Raw genomic sequence first — 21,120 nt, 5'->3', positions numbered from 1 at the left:
ACGGCAGCCAACCAGCCTGACCAGTACGGCAGTTCCACCAGGAACCCCTGATGGGAAACGAGTGGGAAACCGACCCCACCTCTCAGACCCCACCGGGGTCTTTTCTTTTCTCCCGGCTCAGCGCCGTCCACACAGCGGGCTGCCTGGCCTCCGGCAGCACCATACGGACCTCGTCGACCACCCGAGCCGGCTGCGTGATGCCCCGGCGCAGCGCATCTCGAACCAGCGCCGCCACCGAAGGGTTCAGCACCCGCGGACGCACCTCCGCCGCCTCCTCACCGGTGAGGGACGAGCGGTAGTCCTCCCAACGCCGCTGCAGTGCTGCCACCACAGAGCGCTCCATGGCCGGAGTCAGATTGCTGTAGATCCCCTCCACGCCCTGCAGTTCATGCCCCATGCGGGACTCGACGACGTTGCGGGGGTGGCCGTCCTCGTCGAGCCACGCCTTGTGCCCGTGCCGGATCAGGTAGAACCGCTTGCCCTTGAACGACGGCACCTCGGGTATCTCGGCACGAGGGCGCACCACGCGCGGCCCGCTCCGGGCAAGGCGCCCGTCGGCGATGGGCCGCCAGTACTGCTCGCTGAACTTCACCTTCCCCAGGCATCCGCCCTCGACGGCCGTGAACACGTACTCGCTGTCGTGGCTGGCCTGGAGCGTCTCCAGCATCGAGCCCAGGAACGGGGGGATCACCAAAGTCCTGTAGGAGGCGTACTTGGGCGGGTAGAAGCCCAGGACGCCCTTTTCGTACTGTACTTGCCGCTCGACGCGGATGGCGGGCAGCAGCTCGTCCCCCTGGCCGTACCGCTCCAGGTCGTCGTCGTACCGCTCGGCCTCGTTCTCGTCGGCTCGCAGGTCAGCCGCGGGCCACGCCGGATAGCAGTACTCGCGGGTCAGGCCGAACAGTTCACCGGGGCGCATCCCGGTCATGGCCATGGTCCACACGAGGACGTAGCCGGAGTAGCCGAACACGATCTCCGCGTTGCGGGCGAGACGGTCCACGACGGCGATCTGCATGTCCTTCTTGCGCTCACGGGGCTTCCTCTTGTACTGCCCACGGCGCCGCTTCCGTTCGACCGGAGACGTCTTCCGCAGCCCCAGCGTGACGGCATCCTCCATCATCATGCTGAAGACGGAGTACACGACGTCACGGCTGTTCTGGCTCTTGAGATTCCTTACCAGGTACGCCTTGAACGCCCGCTCGTCGAGAATGGTGAGGTCCCCGACGGTCTTCCGGTCGAAGAACGGTTTGATGTGCGCAGTGAGCGCGGAGCGGTAGTTGCGCAGCGACAGGTGCGCCAAGCTCAGAGACGAAAACCATGCTTCCGACCAGTCGGACAGCGGCATGGACCCGTCCTTGACGGAGATGTAGTCGCCGCGGCGGATGTCGGTGCGCTGATTGAGGCCGTACTCCCGAGCGCTCTCCTCGTCGAGGAAGCCGCCCTCGGATTCGAAGCGTTTGCGGCCCGAGGCGAGGTACTCGCCGGTCCACCACTTCACACGGCAGGTGCCCCCGCGCCACTCCGTGTAGACGTCTGTCGAGCGTCTCGCCATCCCTTGGCCGCCCCTCCGTGATCCGGCGCGGTCGCCTGGCAGGTACCCCTACCGCCTAGGCTCCGCGTCAATCATGATGCGCTAGCTCGGACTGCCGATGGGGCAGTGGCGGCATTCGCCGCAGTCCTCCCCGAGCTGACGCAGGTTCTGGCGCATCGACTTCCTTACGCGCTTGTTCAGTTGTGGCGGGATGACGCACACGATCCTGTCGCCGGACCTGACCGCGCTTCCATTGAAACCCGGCCCGTATTCAGCTATGACCGCATCTCTGTGCATGGCTCCCCCAGTCTGGGTTAGCAGGAGCCTCCAAGGGTGTTGTCACTGCCGACTCTGCCACGCCTAGGGCCACTTGGGGCCACCTACGACCCAGTACGGATGCGGAGAGCAAGTAACGGATCCGTAAATGCAAATGGTTGTACGCCTTTAGGGTGAACTTCCGTCAGATCAGGCCAAGCTTCTTGAGGTCGTGGACTACGCGGTTGGCGAGTGCGCGGATCTCGTCCGCTGGCAGGCCTGTAGTCGCGATTGACGCGAGCTGGACGACGTCGCGCACGACTTCGTCGTTCAGGGCTTCGCCGGAGACGGTCGTGGTCACGGTGCCGGGCTCGCCCTCGACATCCTGGACGGGCATCGCCGTGCGTCCTTCGAGGATGGCGGCGCAGCTTCCGGGCGCCCACTTCAGAGCTTCGTCGATCTTTACGTAGGTGCCGTCGCGGACGATCTCGCCGTCCTCGACGCGCTTCCAGGTGTCCTTGGAGATGCCGACGGATTGCGCGGCGGCCACGCGGGACGTGTAGAGGGCGAGCCGGCGGGACTTCACAGCTGCGGCGAGTCGCCCGAGGTCTGTCGACATAGCCCCATCTTCGCAGGGCCAGCCAGGGCCAGCCAGGACCGGGGCCATCTAAGGCTGAATCTTTGACCTGCACTGATGTGCATATGCCGCCTTAGGGCTAGCTAGATCGAGAAAAACTAGCCCCAAAATGCCGAACTAGGGCTAGGCAGGCGAGCTAACTAGGGCTAACTTCTACTCATGCACCAACCCCCAACCACCTACACGGTGAACGGGCCCAGAGTCCGTGAACTGCGTAAGGCGGCGGGCGTCGAAGTCGCCGACCTGGCCGAGACCGCAGGCATCAGCCGCCGCTACCTCAGCCACATCGAAAACGGCACCCGCACCCGCATGAGACCCGAGCGCTACCAGCGGCTGCGAACGGCCCTGGGGGCGAGCCAGACAGAACTCTTGGCCCCACCCGAGACCCCACCCCAGAAGGAGCACACCGGTGCCCAGCGAGAAGTACCTCCGATACGGCCGCCCCAAGCCGCCGGATGACCCGAACCAGGAATACATGAGCGTCCAGGAGACGGCCTACGTCCTGAAGTGCAGCGTCGACACGGTACGCCGCCGCATCAAGGGTCTCGGTATCGAGTCGAAGCCCGGCCGCAGCGTCGTCACCTCGAAGCGGGACCGGCAGCGCATCCACGAGTTCGGCCGCAAGAACGCCAAGGCCCAGGACAAGGTCCGCGCTCTCCGGGCCGCCGAGCTCCGCCCCGCCGCCTAGCGGCATGCGGCCCCAACCGCCGGGGGCCTAAGCCCGGCAGCCAGGGCCTACGAGCACCACCTTCACCATCTCCAGAAGAGAAAGGCAGAGCTCGATGCCTTCATCATCTCCCACTCCCGAACCGGCAGGCCATGAGCCGCTGGAGCCCGATCTGTATGAACTGACCTGGATGTCGGGCCACATTGAGCGGATCGCGGCGCACGACATCTCCTTCTCGAACAGCCGGGTGATCTTCCTGGCGGACGCGAACGGACGGATGCGCGTTCAGCTGTCGACGCTGGAAGAGGACCTGCGGACGATCCGCAGCATCACCGAGGACGAGGTCCTCGTGCTGGGTGACGGCGGTGAGCCGGCATGACCGCCCGCCTGTCGCCGGAGCGCGAAACCGAGATCCGTAACCGCGCCGAGGCCGCAACGCCCGGCCCGTGGGTGGAGTACGCCGACTACGGCAAGGACTTCTACGCCTACACGGGCGGACCGTACCTCCGCGGGGTCGGCACGCTCAACCTCGGAGACGGCGAGGACGCCGACGCCGACCGCGAGTTCATCACCCACGCCGCCGAGGACGTGCCTGCGCTCCTCGCCGAGTTGGCCGCGGCCCGCGCCGAACGCGTCGAAGCGCGGAAGCGGGTCGACGAGCTGGAGAAGGTGGCCGTCGAAGCGCGGGCCGCTCTCGGCTCCCTCTGCTACGACCTTGAGGACCCCGGCAGTAACGCGCTTGGCGCCCTCTACCTGCTTTCCCAGGCGACCACGTGGACTGCGACGAAGCCGGACGACGCGCTCCGTGTCCTCGCCAAGCGTGACGCAACCGTCCGCGAGGCGGCGCTGCGGGAGGCCGAGGGCGTGGCGTCGGAACTGTTCGATGCCGCTGACGAACGCGGCGACCGCGCTGGTGCGGAGGTGGCCGAGCAGATCGCCGACCGCATGGCCCGCATCGCTGACGGCACCGAGGCGGGTGGGCAGGCATGACGACGACTCCGTCCCGCGACATCGCCGCCCTGGACGTGCCGCTGACCGTGTTGGAAGGGCAGCTCGCCGAGCTCCGTGCGCACGCCGTGCAGCACCTCACCGAACGCGGCACCGAGCCTTCCCCGGAGCAGTGGGTCCAGTGGCACGACTTCCTCGACATCGACCCCGACCTGCGCGGCCGGAACTACAGCCAGCCCGCAAAGCCGCACCCCGGAGGTGCCGCATGACCACGTTCGCTGACCTTTCCGCTCCTCTGGCGTTGCTGCGGCTCCTGGCCGCCGATCACCCGGACCTTCCGGCCGTGAACGTGTTGATCTCCAGGCGCTCCCCGAATCGGCTGAACCTCGAAGTGCACGGTGACCTCACGGTGTTCGAGGCGTGGAGGGACGCGCTGGGTATCGACCCGGAGTCTGTCCGCCGCAACCTGCACTCCGCCGATACGGCCATGGTCCTCACCGGGCACGCCACGGTGGCCGACTGCAAGATCGAGCTTGTCGCCTACGCCCCCAACCTCTCTCTCCTTGCGGAGGCGGCGGCATGAGTGACTACCCGAAGATCGCCGAGCGGTTCGCCCGTGACACCGCCAAGCACGAGATGACCGTGAAGCGTGAGGACGGCCTGTACCGGCATCTGCGGTTCGAGACCCCGGCGCCGGGACGCATCGGCCCCTTCGAACTGATCACGTGGCCGTACAACCTGGTCGTGAAGGCGGGCTGGACGTTCCACTTCGACATCGACGCCATCGAGGACATGTTCGACCTGTTCCGGCGCACCGCCCTCACCGGGCAGATCAACCCCGGCTACTGGTCGGAGGAGGTCCGCGCCGGACGTGACGAGATCAAGGGCTTCGAACCGGACCTCTTCAAGGGCGAGGTCGCCTCGACGCTCGCGCAGTGGATGCGTGACGACCTAGACGATCGCCTCGTCAAGCACGCCCAGCAGCTCGGCTACACGCTGGCGGAGGTGGGCGCCATGCCCGATATCCGTCGCGAGCTGGCCCGCCAGATCCGGCCGCAGTGGAGGAACGCCAACCGGCAGCTGCGCGAGGCGGTCGAAGGCCACTTCTTCAGCGACATGGCCGACTACAACATCGAATACGAGTCCGAGGCCCACCGCGCCCTCTTCGACTTCTCGTACCTGCCCGAGGGTGACGAGTCAGGTCAGCCGTACTACTTCTCCGACTGGCACGAGTGGCGGATGAAGGACTACACGCCCGGCTTCCTGCACTCCTGCTTCGCGATCCGCCACGGCATCGACATGTACGACGCCGCCCGCAGCACGAAGGCGGTGGCGTAGATGGCCACCGTGATGGAGTCCCGGCCCTTAGCGGACCTGGAAGAAGAGTCGCTGATCGCCGTCGAGCAGGAGTGGGGGCGTCGCGCGCACGGGCTGAAGCCGTGGACGACGGAGGAATACCTCGACCACGTCGTCAAGGTCCACGCCCGGTACGCCAACTTCCGCCGCTGGCAGGAAAAGCAGGCCGCGTCATGACCGCGATCCTCCCCGAGCGGCCCACCGTCCTGGACGAGCTGCCACCCATGCCCGCCACTGCCCCGCCGGTCGTCCTGCCCGGACTCCTCTCCGGCGTCGGCGTCATCACCCGCCGCGTCCCGGCCTGGATCACCGACCCGGACGTCATCCAGTCGATCCTCGACGGCCACATCGACATCCCCGACGACCTCAACTCGCGGGAGGCGTGATGGACGCGACCACACACATGGACCTCACACAGCTGGGCGCCGTCCTCGACCGCCTGGGCTACCAGGTCCGGCGCCTCAAGCAGGCCAACAGGGAGCTCCAGCAGGAGAACACCGAACTCAGGCAGCGCCTCGAGGAACGCGACGAGGACTTCGACGACCAGCCGACCGCCACCCGGAGGCCCGCATGACCACCACAACCAAACCCGCAACCACCCAGCTCGCCGACATCCTCGAGCTGGCTGCCGACCACATCGAACGCGTCGGACTGCATCGCGGCTACCAGTACGACTTCGAACAGTACGAGCAGGGCACGGCGCTCCGTGACTGCCCGGTCTGCACACTCGGAGCCATCAACTTCGCAGTCTGCGGAAGCCCCATGCTCGACGGCAGCGGCCACGACACTCTCGCTCATGCTGTCGCCCTGGTCGACAGTGCAGCGGCCGCTCTAGCACGCCACATCGGCATCACGCCGACACCCCGATCCGTCTTGCGGTGGTCCGACGATCCGGAACGCACCCAGGACGACGTGGTGCAGGCGTTCCGCGAGACCGCCACCAACCTCCGGGCGGAGGCAGCGGCATGACGACCACAACCGCACTCACCGTCACCGACGTCGCCGACGTCCTCGACAAGGCTGCCACCGTCATCGAAAGCAACGGCCTCCACAAGGGCAGCCTCTACCGCAAGCAGCGCGGCAAGGCACGCCGACGCTGCGCGGTCTGCGCCCAGGGCGCCCTCAACATCGCCGCAACCGGCAGCCCGCTCACCCCCAGCGAGGAAGCCGTCGATCCCGGCCACCCCAACGTAGTGGGCTGGCACTTCGCGCTTGTCATCTCCGCGAACCAAGCGTTGACCTACTACGCCGGCATCGAGGACGTACCGGCATGGAGTGACGCTCCCGAGCGAACGGCATCCGACGTGGTCACGGCGTTCCGTGCGGTAGAGGATGCCCTCCGCAAGGAGGTCGCGGCGTGAGCCTCACCGATCTCATCCCCGGGAAACGGGACAAGCAGCCGAACCGGCACCGAGCCGACGACCGCATCGCCCGCCTGGAGAAGCACCTCGCCGCCGTTCAGGCCGACAACGCGAAGCTGTTGAACCGGCAGATGGCCGCCGACGACTACTTCGCCATCCTCATCGACGACCGCAACCAGGTGTACGACGCCTGGCGGCACGAAGGCCGGAAACGCGCCGAGGCAGAGATCGCCGCAGGCCTCATGCAGTCCGACCGGGACCAGGCCATCGCCGACCGCGAAGCCGACGCCGCCGAACTCGCTGAGCTCCGCGTCTACAAGGCCAACGCCGAAGCCGTCACCGTCCCGCCGATGGAACGCGACACCACCGCGATCGAGGACCAGGCCACCGGGCCCATCGACGTCCGCCCCCTTTGGGAGGCGCTCGGCCCTGTCATCCGCGTGTCGACGTCCGGCGCCTCCGCCGACCCCGGCCAGCCGCGGGCCGCCAGCTGGGGCGTCGACGACACACAGCCGCTCGGCACCACGAAGGGGGTGACCTGATGGCGGTCATGACCCGGACGTTCCACATCGCTACCTGCGACGTGTGCCGCCTCCAATTCGACGAGCACGGCGACTACTGGGCTTGGGACGACACCCCGGCTCTCGCCCTCGACCACGTCAGCGACTCCGACTGGTTGCGCCTGGCCGACGACCGCATCGTCTGCCCGCGCAGCGACACCGACCACTACCTGGCCCGCGGTGGAGAAAGCCCCGCGCTGCTCCGCCCGTCCTGCGACGCGATGACCGCCGCCTTCGCCCCCTAGGACCGGCCGGGCCGCTGGATGTGACTGCGGCCAGCGAGCCCGGCCACCAAACGAAAACCCCCGCCCGGTGATAGCAGGCGGGGACCCCACCAGCATCCCAGGAGATCTCTGTGACGACCACAACCCTCACCGCATATCAACTGAACGAGCTACTCCGGAAGGCCGCCCCGCATGTCGGCCGCCACTCCGGCTACGCCGCGATCCAGGGAGTCCACCTCGACTCGGACGGCCGCCACCTCCACGCCGTCGCCACCGACCGCTTCACCGTGGCCGTCGCCCGCGAACGCCTCCGCAGCAACGACCCCACCTGGGCACTCACCGTGCGGATCACCGAGCTCCCCGCACTTGCATCCTGGACGGACACCCTCAACGGCGAAAGCAACGTGCACCTGTCGCCCGGCGCCGACAGCATCACCTGCACCAGTGGCACCAGCACACTCGTCATCGCCGCCAGCACGCTCGACTTCCCCGACTGGCGCGGCCTCGTCCGCACCGCGCTGGAGTACGAGTCGAGTGGCGCCCCGTACAGCGGCTTCCTGTCCGAGCAGCTCGCCCGCTGGGAGAAGGTCGCCCGCGACATCCACACATGGCAGCCCGCACCTGAGAAGCCGCTCGTCGTCATCGGCCACGGCTTCCTCGGCCTGCAAATGCCCACCCGCGTGAAGGGCGACTTCGGGATCGCCGAGGCGCACGCCGACTGGGCGGACAGCCTCGGAGGAGGCGACAAGGTCGAACAGGACCAGACCCTGCACCACTGGGAGGCGGCCGAGCTCGACGAGAAGGACCGGTTCGTCGACGACGCGGCAGCGGATCTCCTGCAACAGGTGCTGCGCTCCACGTCCGACATGTTCCGGCTCGCCACTGGAGACTCCGGCGCACTGGCCGCATACGCCCTCGCCGGAGGCCGCGCATGGATGGCGTACCGGCTACTGAAGGCAATGCAGACGGCAGCGCCGGACCTGCTGCGCCACACGCTCGCGGACGTCGACGAGCAGCTCGAGTCCGGCGAGATCGGCGAATGGGCCTGGGACGCCGCCGAGAAGGCTGGCCATGACCCGCAGGCCTGGCACGACGAATACGAAGCCCACCTGAAGAAGCGGGCCGAGGAGAAGCCCGCCCAGAGCGCAACAGCCGCCTGATCCACAACCCCCATAAGCGCGGCGTAGAGCAACCCCCAGCTCCGCCGCAGCCGAGGCCGCCGCCCCAACCACCCCCTGGCGGGGCGGCGGCCCGGCACCCCTTACTCGAAAGGCCCGAACCATGAGCACCACGAGCCCCACCATCCCGGCGGAAACCGCCCGCCACGCCCTGTGGCGCTACGACCGGCAAGGCGGCGCACAGCCCGGCAGCTTCACCCAGCACCTGATGGCCGCCATTGAAGCCGCCGACTTCCAGAACCGGGCCATCCTCCGGGACGCCTACCCCGCCCTGTCGGAGGCCCTGCACCTGGCCCGCTACGACGAGGAAGGCCTCACCAAACTCCAGGCCATCGCCACCGGCAAGGCGCCGCTCAGCTGCAAGTGCGGCAGCACCGCAGGCCCGTTCGACCTCCAAGGCCGCTGCGAGACCTGCACCGAGGCCGCCGCATGACCGCCCCTCGTCACGCCCATGAGACCGAGAACGGCCGCTACTACACCGACCCCACTGGCGGGCCCGACTTGGTCTCCGTCACCAACGTCCTCGACACCTCCGTCAACAAGACGCGGGCGCTCGCGCCGTGGGCCGTCAAGGTCACCCTGGAATGGATCTTCGATCACCGCATGGAGGTCGCCCGACGGGCCATCACCGACCGGGCCGAGCTCACCAAGCAGCTCAAGCAGATCCACAAGGTCGCCCGCGACACCGCGTCCGACCTCGGGACCCTCATCCACAAGGCCGCCGAGAAGCGGCTCCTCGGAGCGCCGTTCGCCGTCGAACGCGAAGTCGCCCCCTACCTGGTGCAGCTGGAGCGATTCCTCAGCTTCTGGGGCGTCGACATCGACAAGCACGTCGTCGCCGCCGAGATCACCTGCCTGCACCGAAGGCTCGGCTACGCCGGAACCGCCGACCTCATGGTCTGGCTGCCCACCGGCGAAGACCGCGCCCTCGAACTCTGGCTGATCGACTTCAAGACGTCGGCGACCCGCTCCGCCAAGGCCGTCTACCCGGAGAACACCCAGCAACTGGCCGCCCTCCGCTACTGCGAGACGGTCCTGCTCCCCGACGACTCCGAGCAGCCCATGCCGGAGATCCAGAAGGCCGGAGTCCTCAACCTGCGGGCCAAGTCCCACGCGCTCGTCGAGATGCCCGCCGGCCGCGACGCCCACAAAGCGTTCCGCGGGGCGCTCGTCAACGCGCTGTGGCACCACGCCGCCCCCTCCTCCTATCCGGCTCTCCTCGCCCCCGACCAGCCCGTCCCGGCCCGGTGGCGCAACTACCGAAAGGTGGCCTGACATGGGCTCCCGGCTCCTCAACATCCAGCGCCGCGCCGCCGAACACGGCCGCCTGCGCACCGGCTACACCGACGGCAAGCGGCCCGTCCGCTCCGCCACATGGGTCGTCACCTCGCACAGTGAGGAGCACGTCGGCACCGCCGCGAAGCTGTGGGGCGGCGAACCCGAGCAGTGGCAGCCCCTCAACTCGACGATCACGCAGTGGCGCGTCATCACGAAGTCGTCATCGATCGAAGCTTTGATCACGCCCGGTGATCCGCTCAACCAGTACAACGAGATGTGGTCCGCAGGCGGCTGCCAGCGCCGCTGCGACGGGCAGACCGAACTCCTCACCCGCCAGCCCTGCCTGTGCGCCCGCCAGTTCGGCGAGGACTGGCACACCCAGCCCAAGGGGCGCGTCTGCTCGACGACGTCCCGCTTCAACGTCATGCTGCCCGACCTGTCCGGCATGGGCATGTGGCGGGCCGAGACCCACTCCTTCTACGCCGCATCCGAGTGGGGCGGGATGGTCGACATGGTTCTCGCCGGGACCGACGGCCGCGGCTTCGTCCCCGTGACCTTGCGGATCGAACCCCGGCAAGTCGTGCGCGACGGAAAGACGAAGAAGTTCCCGGTCGTCGTAGTCGAACTCCGCGGCGTGACCCCACGCCAAGCCCTCGCCGGGCCGATGAACGCGGCCACCGCGCTGGACCCGGGCGCTTCGCAGGCAGTTCCCGCGCTCGAAGCGGGCCGCCCCGACTACCTGGCCCACGCTGAAGGCGCCCTCACGCCGGACGACGTCGGCGACGTGTACCGGCAGGCCTTCAACGCCGGACACCTCAACGACCAGCTGATTGCTGATCTCAAGGCGATCTCCGACCGCAAGAAGGCGGAAGCCGAGCCGGTCGACGCCGAGCTCGAACCCGAAGGCGGCTGGCCGGCCGTCGCGCAAGTCCCTGCCCCGTAGCCCGCACACGCCCGAGTCGGCCGCGGGCAAGGCGGCCGACTCGTAACCCAGCATCGCACCCGGAAGGACACCACCGTGACCAAGCCGACCGCTCGAACCGTCCACCTCGCCGACCTGATCGGCTCGACCCGCCGCTCACCGGACGGCACCCGCCTCGCCGTCCTGTGGCCCTCCCCGCCACACCCCGCCCGCTGGATGGTCACCGACCGGTGGGGCTCCACCGGTTACGAGCCCGACGAGACCGTGGCCAGCTGGCCGGTCGTCGGCGCCGTCCCCTTCAGCCCCGCCGCCGGTATGGAGCTCGCCGAGACCAAGAAGGACGCGTCGTGAGGGCCTTCTACCGCGGCTACAACGCCGCCACGGGCCGCCGGGCGAAGCAGGTCAGGAAGTTCCACATCGTCCGCGAGGACGGCAAGTTCGCAGGCAAGCAGGGGCTGTGCGGGACACCCGGCTGGGGCGTCACCCAGTCCCCGGCCGTGATCCTCGACCCGGTACCCGCCGAACCCCCGACCGGCCTGTCCTGGTGCAACTCATGCATCGGTCACGCCGCCCACCTCGTCGGCGTCCTCGACGACACGGCAGCCGCAGTAGCGGCCCTGCACGAGCTCGGCCCGAAGCCGTCCCCCACGCCGCCCGAAGGCCGGTGCGGACGCTGCAAGCAGCCCCGCCCGCTTTGGTCCTTCTCGTGGGTGCCCGACGGCTGGGCCGAGTTCAAGGAGATCCATCTGTGTGCCCGCTGCCACAGCCTGTCCGCCCTCGAAGACGAAGACGGCCGCCTCGACTCCGGACCGCTGCTCGCCCACCTCGACCGTCGGGAGAACGCGTCATGAGCAAGCGCCTCACGCTCGCCGAACAGGTCGCCGGTGACGCCCGCGACAAGACCCTCGCCCAACTCGTCCGCCAGGCCTCCGCCTGGGACCGCAACGTCGTTGCCCAGGCCGTCCTCATCTGGATGCGCGACCACGACACCGTGACTGCCAACGACCTGCGGGATCTCCTGCCCGATGTCGCCGGCGGAGTCCTCCCCGGCGTCCTGCGCGGCATGAGCCACAACTACCTGATCCACACCAGGACTTACGTGCCGTCGACCTCGCCGTCCACCAAAGGCCACCCCGTCGCCGTCTACCGCAAGCGCACCGACGCAGACCGGACGGAGGCCGCCTGATGGGCATCCGTTCGATCAGCTACGGCGGAGGCGTCCAGTCCACTGCCCTCCTCGTTCTCGCAGCTCAGCAGCGCATCGACTTCCGCACCTTCCTCATGGCGAACGTCGGAGACGACTCCGAGAACCCCGGCACGCTCCGGTACATCCAGGAGTACGCACGGCCCTTCGCCGCCGAGCACGGCCTAGAGCTGACTGTCCTCGACCGCGTCAAGCGAGACGGCACCGTCGAGACGCTGTTTGGGCGCCTCACTCGCGAGGGCTCGCGGTCGCTCCCGATCCCCGTCCGCATGTCCAACGGAGCGCCCGGACAGCGCTCGTGCACCGCCGACTTCAAGATCAAGGTGATCGGCAAGGAACTGAAGAGGCGCGGCGCAACCGCGAAGGACCCGGCAACGATAGGCATCGGCATCTCGGTCGACGAGATCCATAGGGCCAACAACCGGCGCACTGAGCCGCATGAGCGGATCGTCTATCCGCTACTTGACCTCGGCCTGCGCCGTACTGACTGCGCCCGCATCATCCGCGAGGCAGGCCTCCCCGTACCACCCAAGAGCAGTTGCTACTTTTGCCCGTTCCACCGGCCGGAGACCTGGCACGACCAGCGCCGCGACGAGCCCGAGCTGTTCGAGAAGTCCTGCCAACTCGAGGAACTCCTCAACCGGCGCCGCGACGAACTCGGCAAGGACCACGTCTTCCTGACCCGGTTCAACAAGCCGCTGCGTCAGGCAATCCCCGACGGCGTCGATCTGCTCCCGATGTTCGACGAGGCCGATGGTGCCTGCGACTCAGGGTGGTGCATGACGTGACGGTCATCGACGCCGCCTACTGGGGCCACCAAGCCACCGTCACCCTCGGCCCCGGCCTCGCTGGCGCAGCCGCCGTCGTACTGCTGGGCCGCGGTCTCGTCCGGCTCTGCAACTACGCCGCCGACCGCCGCACCGTCACAGCCCGCAGGCGCGCACTCGCCGCCAAACGACGAGCAGCCGCCGAACTCCGCGGCGAACCGCAACTCAGCGCCATCGAAGGCCTCGAGGAACTCGAAGCAGACCTCGACGCCGAATGGACCCGCCTCACCAACCAGCCCCGGAAGGAGGAACTGTGACCACCGCCGTCCGCGAAGCTCCCCACCACCGGAGCCTGTACTGCGTCAAGCAGTTCGGCTGTAAGCGCCCCGAGTGCCGGTCCCGTAACTCCGCCTACTCGCGGCGCCGTTACCGGCAGGTCGGCTACGGCACCTGGCAGCCCCTCACCGACGCCGAGCCCGTCCGCCAGCACATCGCCGCACTCCGCGCAGCCGGCAACAGCATCCCGCGGATCCAGAAACTCGCCAGGGTCTCCGCAGCGACCATCGCCCGCATCATCTACGACGGCGTCAACCCGCGCGCCGACCGCATACGCCGCGACGTCGCCCAGCGGATCCTCAACGTGCCAGTACAGGCGGCCCCCACCACCCCCCACACGCGCATCGACGGCACCGGCACGCGACGCCGCATCCAAGCCCTCGTCTGGATGGGCTGGACATTCACCATGCTCGGCCCCCACCTCGGCATCCACCCTCGACAACTCACCGACCTGGCGAGGGCCGATCGCGTCACCGCAGCCACCGCGCGAAAGGTCGCCGACGGCTACCGCACCATCCAGACCTGGCAGCCCGGCAACCACGGCGTACCCAGGGCATCCCAGACCATGGCCCGCAACATCGCCGCCCACGAATGCTGGCACGGCCCCCTCGACTGGGACGACATCGACGACCCCAACTGCAAGCCCGATGACGGGAACCGCAGCGAGGCCAAGGCCAGCACCAAACCAAAGGTGTACGCCGACCCGCAGCGTGTCGCCCGGCTGACCGCCGCGGGCAAGTCCGCCGCCGAGATCGCACAGCAACTCGGCTGCCACCAGCGCACCGTCGTCCGCGCCCGCGGCCGCGCCACACAGGCGGTCGCCGCATGACCACCCGCAACGCCATCGTCGAGCTCCTGAACGCCGGGTACAGCGACAAGGCCATCGAACGCGAACTGCACATCCCCCGCACCCGCGCCCGCGACCTGCGCGCCGAACTCGACCTGCCCCAGCACAAGCCCGGCCGCACCCCCGCCGCCAGCCCCGAAGCCATCTTCTGGCAACGCGCCATCCCCACCGACGACGGCCACCTCCTCTGGCCCACCTACAAGGCTGGAGAAACCCGCTCCGTGCGACACGGCGGCCGCAAGTACTCCGTACACCGCCTGGCCTTCTCCCTCGCCCACACCCGCGAACCCGTCGGCAAAGTCCGCACCGGCTGCGAGCGGGAGGGCTGCGTCCACCCCCGATGCGTCGAAGACCAACAGATGCGGGAGCAGTACCGGGCCATCTTCGGGGAGGCGGCGTGAACGGACTCCGCGGCGGCGCCGGCATCCGTGAGCGTCTCTACGCCTCCACCACCAACGACCTGAAGGAAGCCGCCTGATGGCCCGCCGCACCGTGCAGCAGACCCGTACCGCCACACACCGGCCGGCCGTGCGCCGCCGTCGGTTCCGCCACGACGACTACACCGCCGTCGACTGCTTCTCCGGCTTCGGGGGCCTCACCAAGGGCATCCAGGACGCCGGATTCACCACGATCATGGCGGCGAACCACAAGCAGTACAAGGTCGAGGTCCACGAAGCGAACCACCCCGAAGCGGAACACTGGATCGCCGACCTCGTCGACCCTGAGGCCTCGGACTACCACTCCGCCCGCGACCTGCCCGCCGCGGACCTTCTCGCCGCGGGCGTGAGCTGCACCAGTCACTCGCAGGCGAACACCGCCAAGGCCTACGAGCAGGGACTTGCCCTGTTCGAGCTGGAGGACCCCGACTACGAGGCGCGGGTCACGAAGTCGGAGCGGGACCGGGCGACCGCGACGTGCGTACTGCAGTACGCCGCCGAGCACCGCCCGCGGCTGATCCTCATCGAGTGCACCACCGAACTCATCTCGTGGGGCAAGGCCGTGCCAGGCAAGAAGCACGGCGACGGCAGTACGTACCGGTGGTGGCTGAAGCAGTTCGGCCCGCTCAACTACGACCACAAGGTGATGTATCTCAACAGCCAGTTCTTCGGGGTGCCGCAGTCCCGCGACCGCCTGTACATCGCGTTCTGGGACAAGTCCCTGCCTGCCCCCGACTTGGAGCACCGTCCAGTGTCGCGGTGCCACCGCTGCGACAAGTACGTCGAGGCCGTGTGGACGTGGCGCACCGGGATCCCGCCGACCGGGTCGGTGCGCTACGGCAAGCAGTACGAGTACCGGTGCCCTAGCTGCCGCCGCGAAGTCGTCCCGCCCATGACGCCGTCGCTCGCCGCGCTCGACCTCACCGACCTGGGCATCCGGATCGGCGACAAGCCGATCCGGGAGTACAAGGACAAGAAGACCGGTCAGGTCACCAAGGGGCCGCTCGCGCCCGCCACGATGGCCCGCGCCGAACGCTGCCGCCAGCGGTTCGCCGACTTCCCCGCGGTGCTGATGCCGGCGAAGAGCGCACACGGCTCGGAGCGGACCCTGCTGCAGCCGATGGCGACACAGACCAGCCAGCAGGAGGCGACGCTCCTGTCGACCGGGCCGGGTGCACAGCAGCTGTGGACCCCGGACGCCGCGATCGCGCTCGCCGTCGACAACTACCAGGGCGCACCGCGCAGCGCCGGTGAACCGCTGCCCACCCAGGTCGGCAGCGAGACCCTCGCCGTCGTGTCGTCCGGAGTCCTCCCGTACCGGAAGAACACCCTGCCGGCCATGGCGACGGAGGCGATGCCGACGTTCACCGCTGAGCAGATTCCGGGCCTGTTGACCGCCGCCGGCTGGTTCAAGCCGAACGGTTCCACCGGGGATGAGACCGCCCCACACCCGCTGACTGATCCGCTCGGCACGCTCACCGCGCGTGACACCACGGCGCTGCTCGCAGCCCAGTGGCGGGCGTCGCTCGCCGAACTGCAGCTGGAGGACTGCTACTTCCGCATGATCCGGGAGTACGAGATCGGCCGCGGCTGCGGCTTCGACGTCAACTTCCCCGGATACGACGGCACGTTCATCGTCTGGGGCTCGGCCCGGGACCAGACCGACGGCTTCGGGAACGCCGTCAGTCCGCAGGTCGGCACCTGGATCGGGAACCGGCTCCGCGCTGTCCTCCACAGCCCCCAGGACTGTGGCCCGGCCTACGAGGCCGCCGCGTGACCGCCCGCCGCCCCCGCGCCGGGCCGTAGCGCCGCCCACACCCGCAGACCGCACGACAAAAGCCCCGCACACCGCGGGGCCTGGGAGGAGAGGAGGGGAGATGCGATCAGTCGGTGGACTTGGCAGCCGACTTGCGGCGCACGATCCGCGGCTTCGGCTTGGGCATCTCGATGCCGTTCGCCTTGCAATAGGCGCGGACTCGCGAGTGGACGTGACGGCGCATGTCGTCGGTGCGCGTGGTGCCGGCCTCCGCGCACGCCTGGTCGTACAGGGCCCACATCTCGTCGTCGATGCGGATCATCCGACCCGGCGTCCCTCTCGTCGTCATTCCGCCAGCGTAGCTGACCGTGCAGGAGCAACACACCCTGCCCAGTTCGAATGTATTGCTCATGTATTGCTTGTGCCTACACACCCAAGGGTAGTGTGGAGGCGTGCCAAGGCGGCACCAGAGCAGCAAACGAAGCCGCCATGAGGGCCTGGTTCCGTGCGCCCCAAACCCCTCCAGCACTCTCCGAAAGAAGCACCGATGCCGTACCCAGAGACGTTGAAGCTCGACTTCGAAAAGCTCTTCGCCGAGACGATCGAGCACGTCGACAACCGGGCGATGGGGCTACTGATCCGCGGCCTCGCGTGGGCAGGGACTCACAAGCGCACCTACATCCCCATCGGCGTGATGCAGGCTTGCGGCACCGACGAGGATCCCGCGGACCTGGTCACGCTTCAGCGCGCCGGCTTCATCGGGGAGCGCGACGGGGCTGTCTACCCCCTCCTGCCGAACGCCTGGCAGCTGTGCAACGTCGGCCGCTTCCCTTTGTCCACGTCGCTACGCAATGCGGTCCTCGATCGCGACTCTCGCCGCTGCGTCTCGTGCGACAGCGAGGACCGCCTGCAGATCGACCACGTCTTCCCTGTGGCCCTCGGAGGCGGCGACGAAGCCGAGAACCTTCGCACCCTCTGCCAGCCCTGCAACGGCAGCAAGGGGGCCCGAGTCTGATGGCCCGCATCCGCTCCATCAAGCCCGAGCTGCGGACGTCGATCACGGTGTCCCTGTGGCCGCGCGAGGTCCGCTATTTCTTCATCCTCCTGTGGGGCTACCTCGACGACTACGGCCGCGGCGTCGACGACGAACTCCTCATCGCATCCGACTGCTTCCCCCGCGACCGTGACGTCACGCCGGAGGTCGTCGACGGCTGGCTGGAGACCGTCGCCGAGGCCGGCCCGCTGTGCCGCTACGAGGTCGACGGCCGCCGCTTCTTGCACGCCCCGAACTGGCGTGAGCACCAGAAGCCTTCACACCCCACCCGGTCAAAGATTCCGCCCTGCCCGGACGACGAGCCGGACGACTTCAAGAAGTGGCGCGAGTCCAATCCGCAACGCCTCCGGAATCGCTCGCGAAAGTCTCGCGAAGGAGTCGCGAAGATCCCCGAGGGTCCCGAAACGCCTTCCGGAGGCCGCTCCGGAGCGCCTTCCGAGGCCTCTTCGGGTAGTCGTGAGCATGACCAGCCGACCGGCGTCGATGAAGTTGGCGGCGGAAGCGATGGCGGTGACGAACCCGCAGGTCGAAGCGAAGTTGCTGGCACTCCCGAACCTCTCCCGAATCCCTCCGGAAACGCTCCGGAGCATTTCGCCCCTGAGCAAGGGAGCAAGGGAGCAAGGGAGCAAGGGGTTAAACCCCTCGCGCGCGAGGCTGAATCCGCAACCTCCGCCGCCGTCGCGCCTATCGGCGAGGGGGAGATCCCCGACCGGATGGCCGACGCCTTCCTCGAGCGCTTCCGCCGTGGCAACTCCTACCGCCGCCCGCAGGTCCGGCAGGTCATCGCGGACACGCTCGCCAACGAGACAGAGCCGGACGAGCTCTGGAGCGCTCTGAAGCGCCTCGGCTCCCTGTCCAAGCCTGTCAGCCCTGGCACCCTCCAGTTCGCCTTCTCGGAGATCCGCCAGCAGCAGGCCGACAACGTGCACCAGTTGCGCCCCTCCACCGCCACCGTCCGCTGGACGGAGGGCCAAGCCCTCGCCGCGAAGTTCCGCGAGGAAGAGCGCCTGGCCCTCGAATCGGCCTCCTCACCCGCATCATCTGCCGACCAGGAGACCGCATGACTCTCGCCGAGACGGCCGATCTGCTGTCCATCGCCGCAGCCATCGACAAGCGCACGCTCGGCGAAGTCGACGTCCGGGCCTGGCAGATGGTCCTCGACGATATTCCGTTCGATGCCGCCCGCGTCGCGCTGCGTGCCCACTACCGCGAGACCACCAAGCACGCAATGCCCGCCGACATCGTCCGCCGCGTCAAGCCCAAGACCGGCTACGAGTACTACGCCGAGAAAGGCATCTTCTAAGTGGCTGACGATCTCGACTTCGAGCGCGTTCCCCCGCAGGACACCTACGCCGAACAGGCCGCCCTGGGCGCCTGCATGCTGTCCAAGGCGGCCTGCGCGGAAGTTCTCGCCGCGGTGGCAGCGGAGGCGTTCTACCGGCCCGCGCACGCCACGATCTACAGCGCCGTCGCCGAGCTCTTCCAGGCAGGCGAGCCTGTCGACCAGATCACCCTGGCCAAACACCTCAGTGACCGCGGGGACCTGGCCCGCGTCGGGGGCGGCGCCTACCTGTACGAGCTGGCGCAGGCAGTCCCCACGGCCGCCAACGGCGAGTACTACGCCGAAGTCGTCCAGGACCGCGGCCTGCGCCGCGCGCTGATCGAGCTCAGCAACCGTCTGACGCAAATGGGCTACAGCCCCAACGGCGAGACCAGCGACCTCATCGAGTACGCGGTGACGAAAGTCCGTGAACTCCGCGACCGCGCCGCGGACGTCGACGACCTGCCCACCGAGGACATCCTCGACTTCGTCGAGCACCAGGACACCTACGACTGGATCGTCCCCGGCCTCGTCGAACGCATGGACCGCATGATCCTCACCGCAGGAGAGGGAGGCGGCAAGAGCGTCCTGCTCCGTCAGATCGCCATCACGCTCGCCGCCGGCATCCACCCCTTCGAGACGTGGAGGACCATCGACCCGATCAAGGTGATGGTCATCGACTGCGAGAACGGCGAAGCGTCCTCGCGGCGCAAATACAAGCCGCTGCTCGCCGCAGCCGAAAGCCTCGACCTGCCCGTCCGCCGCGGCCAGTTTCACATCCGCTGCCGACCCGAAGGCCTCGACCTCACCCGGCCGCAAGACCGTTCCTGGACCATGCGGCGCGTTGAGGAGTTCAAGCCCGACCTCCTCGTCATCGGGCCGATCTACCGCCTGCACACCGGCGACCCCAACAGCGAAGAGCACGCCCGCAAAGTGTCCGTCGTCCTCGACGAAGCCCGAGCCACCGCACGCTGCGCCGTCTTCATGGAAGCCCACAGCCCGCACCACAACGGCTTCGGCCAGCACCGCGCCCTGCGCCCGGTCGGCTCCTCGCTGTGGATGCGCTGGCCCGAGTTCGGCTTCGGCCTGCGCCCCGTCGAAGACGAAAAGTCCGCTGAAGACGGCGACGGAGCCCGAGGCCGCCGCTTCCTGCCGTGGCGCGGCATGCGCGACGAGCGGAGTTGGCCGCAGTTCCTCAAGCAGGGCGAGAAGTGGCCGTGGATCTCCTACCGGCCCATCGACACCAACGAATTCACGGGCCACTCCCCGACAGGAGCCATCTGGTGAACGAGTACAACGACTGGGAGGCCTACGTCGAGGAGTTCGTCAAGGACTGCGCCGACCGCGAGGCGACCGTGCACCTTCGAGCCGGCCGAGCGGCAGCCGACAGCAGCGACGACGAACTCGTTATCGCGGCCCTGCCCACGATCTACCGCGGCATCCAGTTCCGGTCCCTCCTCGAAGCCTGCTGGTCGGCAACCCTGGACTCTCTCGGCATCGCCTGGGAGTACGAGCCCCAGATGTTCGAGCTTCCGTCCGGGGCCAAGTACCTGCCCGACTTCCACCTCACTGAGATAGGCGTCTGGCTCGAGGTCAAAGGGCCCGGCATACCCAGGGTCGAGAAGGCCTACGAGCTCGGGAAGATGCTCGCCTGCGACTGTCCGATCGCCTCCTGCGACTGCCGTTGGCCCGGTGGCGAGATGGTCATCGTCGGCCACCCGCCGCAGCCGTTCGATCCGTGGAGCGACGAGCGGTACAGCCACTGGCCCGGCCGATCAAAGGCCAAGATTGCCCGCAATCACGGCGGGTTCATCCGCTGGACGTCGACCCGCCGCCACAATTCCTGGCTGACGCGCTGCTCCGACTGCGCCCGCACGGTCTGGATCGAGGGGCACCGAGTGAGCCGCTGCCCGGCATGCGGCGTCCGCGGCGAGTCCCGGCTCTACCGCGACTTCGAGAATCACTTCGAGTTCGTCCGCCTGCCCTGGCTTTCCGCCGCCAACACGCAGCCCGACGAAGGCGAGGCCGCGTGATGTCGCACGTTGAACGGCGCCCCGTCCGCGGTGTGTTCCTGCCTCTGGATCTGCTGGTGATTGCCGGTATTGCGCGGGGTGTCGAGGAGCGGGTGATCGCGGAGCGGTTGGGTGTGGCTCTGGAGGTGGTGCGCGGGTCGGTGCGGCACTCGTGCTGGCTGTTGGGGGTCCCGGGGCGCCGTCACGACGTGCTGGTGGCTGCGGTGTGCGCGGCGGGGTTGTTGTCGTGGTTGGCGCCGGAGCCGCGTCTGCCGGTCGTGGTCCCGGCGCATCTGGCGGTGATTGTGCCGCTGTTGGCGGTGGGCTTGTCCAATGCGGAGATCGGTCGCCGGTTGTGGCTGTCGCTGGACGGGGTGAAGTCGCGGGTGCGCAGTCTGTTGCGGCTGTTGGGGGCGGTGGATCGGGCGCATGCGGTGGCGTTGGCGTGGGGGCAGGGGTTGCTGGGCTC

General features: G+C 68.4%; 35 protein-coding genes. 32 read left to right on the top strand and 3 right to left on the bottom strand.

Annotation, left to right across the window (positions count from 1 at the left end; translation table 11 throughout):
• Window positions 1–82: 82 nt before the first annotated feature.
• Together E2651_RS13050 and E2651_RS13045 are read right to left on the bottom strand one after the other, a co-directional pair.
• Window positions 83–1,552: an integrase gene (locus E2651_RS13050; RefSeq protein WP_135331257.1), complete on the bottom strand. Its 1,470-nt coding sequence runs from the start codon at window positions 1,550–1,552 to the stop codon at window positions 83–85.
• 439 nt (window positions 1,553–1,991) lie between these two features.
• Entirely contained in the window at window positions 1,992–2,405 is a 414-nt protein-coding gene (locus tag E2651_RS13045) for a helix-turn-helix transcriptional regulator (RefSeq protein ID WP_135331256.1), read from the bottom strand.
• Between the two features lie 177 nt (window positions 2,406–2,582).
• Between E2651_RS13045 and E2651_RS13040 the strand changes: the two genes are divergently transcribed.
• From E2651_RS13040 to E2651_RS12915, 26 genes are all read left to right on the top strand, one after another.
• Window positions 2,583–2,882, top strand: a complete 300-nt coding sequence (locus tag E2651_RS13040; protein ID WP_135331255.1) for a helix-turn-helix transcriptional regulator — start codon at window positions 2,583–2,585, stop codon at window positions 2,880–2,882.
• Window positions 2,833–3,111 (top strand): DNA-binding protein, encoded by a 279-nt coding sequence (locus E2651_RS13035; protein WP_135331254.1) that lies wholly within the window; start codon window positions 2,833–2,835, stop codon window positions 3,109–3,111. The genes E2651_RS13040 and E2651_RS13035 overlap by 50 nt, the downstream gene beginning before the upstream one ends.
• A gap of 94 nt (window positions 3,112–3,205) precedes the next feature.
• Window positions 3,206–3,469 carry a hypothetical protein gene (locus E2651_RS13030; protein ID WP_135331253.1) on the top strand — a complete coding sequence of 88 codons (264 nt, stop codon included), beginning with the start codon at window positions 3,206–3,208 and terminating at the stop codon, window positions 3,467–3,469.
• Window positions 3,466–4,080 (top strand): hypothetical protein, encoded by a 615-nt coding sequence (locus E2651_RS13025; RefSeq protein ID WP_135331252.1) that lies wholly within the window; start codon window positions 3,466–3,468, stop codon window positions 4,078–4,080. The genes E2651_RS13030 and E2651_RS13025 overlap by 4 nt, the downstream gene beginning before the upstream one ends.
• On the top strand, window positions 4,077–4,307 hold the full coding sequence (locus E2651_RS13020) for a hypothetical protein (protein ID WP_135331251.1): 231 nt from the start codon (window positions 4,077–4,079) through the stop codon (window positions 4,305–4,307). Before E2651_RS13025 ends, E2651_RS13020 begins: the two co-directional genes overlap by 4 nt.
• A complete protein-coding gene (locus E2651_RS13015; RefSeq protein WP_135331250.1) occupies window positions 4,304–4,621 on the top strand; it encodes a hypothetical protein in 318 nt (105 codons plus the stop codon). The genes E2651_RS13020 and E2651_RS13015 overlap by 4 nt, the downstream gene beginning before the upstream one ends.
• Window positions 4,618–5,376 carry a hypothetical protein gene (locus tag E2651_RS13010; protein ID WP_135331249.1) on the top strand — a complete coding sequence of 253 codons (759 nt, stop codon included), beginning with the start codon at window positions 4,618–4,620 and terminating at the stop codon, window positions 5,374–5,376. The genes E2651_RS13015 and E2651_RS13010 overlap by 4 nt, the downstream gene beginning before the upstream one ends.
• Entirely contained in the window at window positions 5,377–5,571 is a 195-nt protein-coding gene (locus E2651_RS13005) for a hypothetical protein (protein WP_135331248.1), read from the top strand.
• Complete coding sequence (locus E2651_RS13000) at window positions 5,568–5,780, top strand: hypothetical protein (RefSeq protein WP_135331247.1); 213 nt, start codon at window positions 5,568–5,570, stop codon at window positions 5,778–5,780. Before E2651_RS13005 ends, E2651_RS13000 begins: the two co-directional genes overlap by 4 nt.
• Window positions 5,780–5,968, top strand: coding sequence for a hypothetical protein (locus E2651_RS12995; protein WP_135331246.1), 189 nt, complete (start codon window positions 5,780–5,782; stop codon window positions 5,966–5,968). Before E2651_RS13000 ends, E2651_RS12995 begins: the two co-directional genes overlap by 1 nt.
• The gene (locus E2651_RS12990; RefSeq protein ID WP_135331245.1) at window positions 5,965–6,363 is read left to right on the top strand and encodes a DUF6197 family protein; all 399 of its coding nucleotides are present in this window, start codon (window positions 5,965–5,967) and stop codon (window positions 6,361–6,363) included. The genes E2651_RS12995 and E2651_RS12990 overlap by 4 nt, the downstream gene beginning before the upstream one ends.
• The gene (locus E2651_RS12985; RefSeq protein WP_135331244.1) at window positions 6,360–6,755 is read left to right on the top strand and encodes a hypothetical protein; all 396 of its coding nucleotides are present in this window, start codon (window positions 6,360–6,362) and stop codon (window positions 6,753–6,755) included. The genes E2651_RS12990 and E2651_RS12985 overlap by 4 nt, the downstream gene beginning before the upstream one ends.
• Complete coding sequence (locus E2651_RS12980; RefSeq protein ID WP_135331243.1) at window positions 6,752–7,297, top strand: hypothetical protein; 546 nt, start codon at window positions 6,752–6,754, stop codon at window positions 7,295–7,297. The genes E2651_RS12985 and E2651_RS12980 overlap by 4 nt, the downstream gene beginning before the upstream one ends.
• On the top strand, window positions 7,297–7,560 hold the full coding sequence (locus tag E2651_RS12975) for a hypothetical protein (RefSeq protein WP_135331242.1): 264 nt from the start codon (window positions 7,297–7,299) through the stop codon (window positions 7,558–7,560). The genes E2651_RS12980 and E2651_RS12975 overlap by 1 nt, the downstream gene beginning before the upstream one ends.
• A 110-nt stretch (window positions 7,561–7,670) precedes the next feature.
• Window positions 7,671–8,699 (top strand): hypothetical protein, encoded by a 1,029-nt coding sequence (locus E2651_RS12970; protein WP_135331241.1) that lies wholly within the window; start codon window positions 7,671–7,673, stop codon window positions 8,697–8,699.
• Between the two features lie 121 nt (window positions 8,700–8,820).
• Window positions 8,821–9,150: a hypothetical protein gene (locus E2651_RS12965; RefSeq protein WP_135331240.1), complete on the top strand. Its 330-nt coding sequence runs from the start codon at window positions 8,821–8,823 to the stop codon at window positions 9,148–9,150.
• The gene (locus tag E2651_RS12960; RefSeq protein ID WP_135331239.1) at window positions 9,147–9,992 is read left to right on the top strand and encodes a hypothetical protein; all 846 of its coding nucleotides are present in this window, start codon (window positions 9,147–9,149) and stop codon (window positions 9,990–9,992) included. Before E2651_RS12965 ends, E2651_RS12960 begins: the two co-directional genes overlap by 4 nt.
• A 1-nt stretch (window position 9,993) precedes the next feature.
• Window positions 9,994–10,938, top strand: coding sequence for a hypothetical protein (locus E2651_RS12955; RefSeq protein WP_135331238.1), 945 nt, complete (start codon window positions 9,994–9,996; stop codon window positions 10,936–10,938).
• Window positions 10,939–11,013: 75 nt separating this feature from the next.
• Window positions 11,014–11,268 carry a hypothetical protein gene (locus E2651_RS12950; RefSeq protein WP_135331237.1) on the top strand — a complete coding sequence of 85 codons (255 nt, stop codon included), beginning with the start codon at window positions 11,014–11,016 and terminating at the stop codon, window positions 11,266–11,268.
• Complete coding sequence (locus tag E2651_RS44630) at window positions 11,265–11,768, top strand: hypothetical protein (protein ID WP_209446132.1); 504 nt, start codon at window positions 11,265–11,267, stop codon at window positions 11,766–11,768. Before E2651_RS12950 ends, E2651_RS44630 begins: the two co-directional genes overlap by 4 nt.
• Window positions 11,765–12,103 (top strand): hypothetical protein, encoded by a 339-nt coding sequence (locus E2651_RS12940; RefSeq protein ID WP_135331236.1) that lies wholly within the window; start codon window positions 11,765–11,767, stop codon window positions 12,101–12,103. Before E2651_RS44630 ends, E2651_RS12940 begins: the two co-directional genes overlap by 4 nt.
• Entirely contained in the window at window positions 12,103–12,909 is an 807-nt protein-coding gene (locus E2651_RS12935) for a phosphoadenosine phosphosulfate reductase (protein ID WP_135331235.1), read from the top strand. Before E2651_RS12940 ends, E2651_RS12935 begins: the two co-directional genes overlap by 1 nt.
• Entirely contained in the window at window positions 12,906–13,205 is a 300-nt protein-coding gene (locus tag E2651_RS12930) for a hypothetical protein (protein ID WP_135331234.1), read from the top strand. Before E2651_RS12935 ends, E2651_RS12930 begins: the two co-directional genes overlap by 4 nt.
• Entirely contained in the window at window positions 13,202–14,053 is an 852-nt protein-coding gene (locus tag E2651_RS12925; RefSeq protein ID WP_135331233.1) for a helix-turn-helix domain-containing protein, read from the top strand. The genes E2651_RS12930 and E2651_RS12925 overlap by 4 nt, the downstream gene beginning before the upstream one ends.
• Window positions 14,050–14,472 carry a hypothetical protein gene (locus E2651_RS12920; RefSeq protein ID WP_135331232.1) on the top strand — a complete coding sequence of 141 codons (423 nt, stop codon included), beginning with the start codon at window positions 14,050–14,052 and terminating at the stop codon, window positions 14,470–14,472. Before E2651_RS12925 ends, E2651_RS12920 begins: the two co-directional genes overlap by 4 nt.
• Window positions 14,473–14,548: 76 nt before the next feature.
• Complete coding sequence (locus E2651_RS12915) at window positions 14,549–16,285, top strand: DNA cytosine methyltransferase (RefSeq protein WP_135331231.1); 1,737 nt, start codon at window positions 14,549–14,551, stop codon at window positions 16,283–16,285.
• 106 nt (window positions 16,286–16,391) lie between these two features.
• On the opposite strand, the gene E2651_RS12910 is transcribed toward E2651_RS12915, so the two are convergent.
• Window positions 16,392–16,613 (bottom strand): hypothetical protein, encoded by a 222-nt coding sequence (locus E2651_RS12910; RefSeq protein WP_135331230.1) that lies wholly within the window; start codon window positions 16,611–16,613, stop codon window positions 16,392–16,394.
• Between the two features lie 216 nt (window positions 16,614–16,829).
• Here E2651_RS12910 and E2651_RS12905 point away from each other — a divergent pair, with 216 nt between their 5' ends.
• The 6 genes from E2651_RS12905 to E2651_RS12880 all read left to right on the top strand — a co-directional run.
• Window positions 16,830–17,279, top strand: coding sequence for an HNH endonuclease (locus E2651_RS12905; protein WP_209446131.1), 450 nt, complete (start codon window positions 16,830–16,832; stop codon window positions 17,277–17,279).
• Window positions 17,279–18,382 (top strand): hypothetical protein, encoded by a 1,104-nt coding sequence (locus E2651_RS12900; RefSeq protein ID WP_135331229.1) that lies wholly within the window; start codon window positions 17,279–17,281, stop codon window positions 18,380–18,382. Before E2651_RS12905 ends, E2651_RS12900 begins: the two co-directional genes overlap by 1 nt.
• Entirely contained in the window at window positions 18,379–18,621 is a 243-nt protein-coding gene (locus E2651_RS12895) for a hypothetical protein (protein WP_135331228.1), read from the top strand. Before E2651_RS12900 ends, E2651_RS12895 begins: the two co-directional genes overlap by 4 nt.
• Window positions 18,622–19,926 carry a DnaB-like helicase N-terminal domain-containing protein gene (locus E2651_RS12890; RefSeq protein ID WP_135331227.1) on the top strand — a complete coding sequence of 435 codons (1,305 nt, stop codon included), beginning with the start codon at window positions 18,622–18,624 and terminating at the stop codon, window positions 19,924–19,926.
• Complete coding sequence (locus tag E2651_RS12885) at window positions 19,923–20,672, top strand: hypothetical protein (protein WP_135331226.1); 750 nt, start codon at window positions 19,923–19,925, stop codon at window positions 20,670–20,672. Before E2651_RS12890 ends, E2651_RS12885 begins: the two co-directional genes overlap by 4 nt.
• On the top strand, window positions 20,672–21,120 hold a 449-nt coding region (locus tag E2651_RS12880; protein WP_167828781.1), incomplete at its 3' end, for a helix-turn-helix transcriptional regulator. The genes E2651_RS12885 and E2651_RS12880, both read left to right, overlap by 1 nt.

It is taken from the genome of Streptomyces sp. MZ04 (assembly GCF_004684775.1).
Lineage (GTDB): Bacteria > Actinomycetota > Actinomycetes > Streptomycetales > Streptomycetaceae > Streptomyces.
Note: the sequence above shows the minus strand (reverse complement) of the source record. Positions and strands in the feature narration are given on the sequence as shown.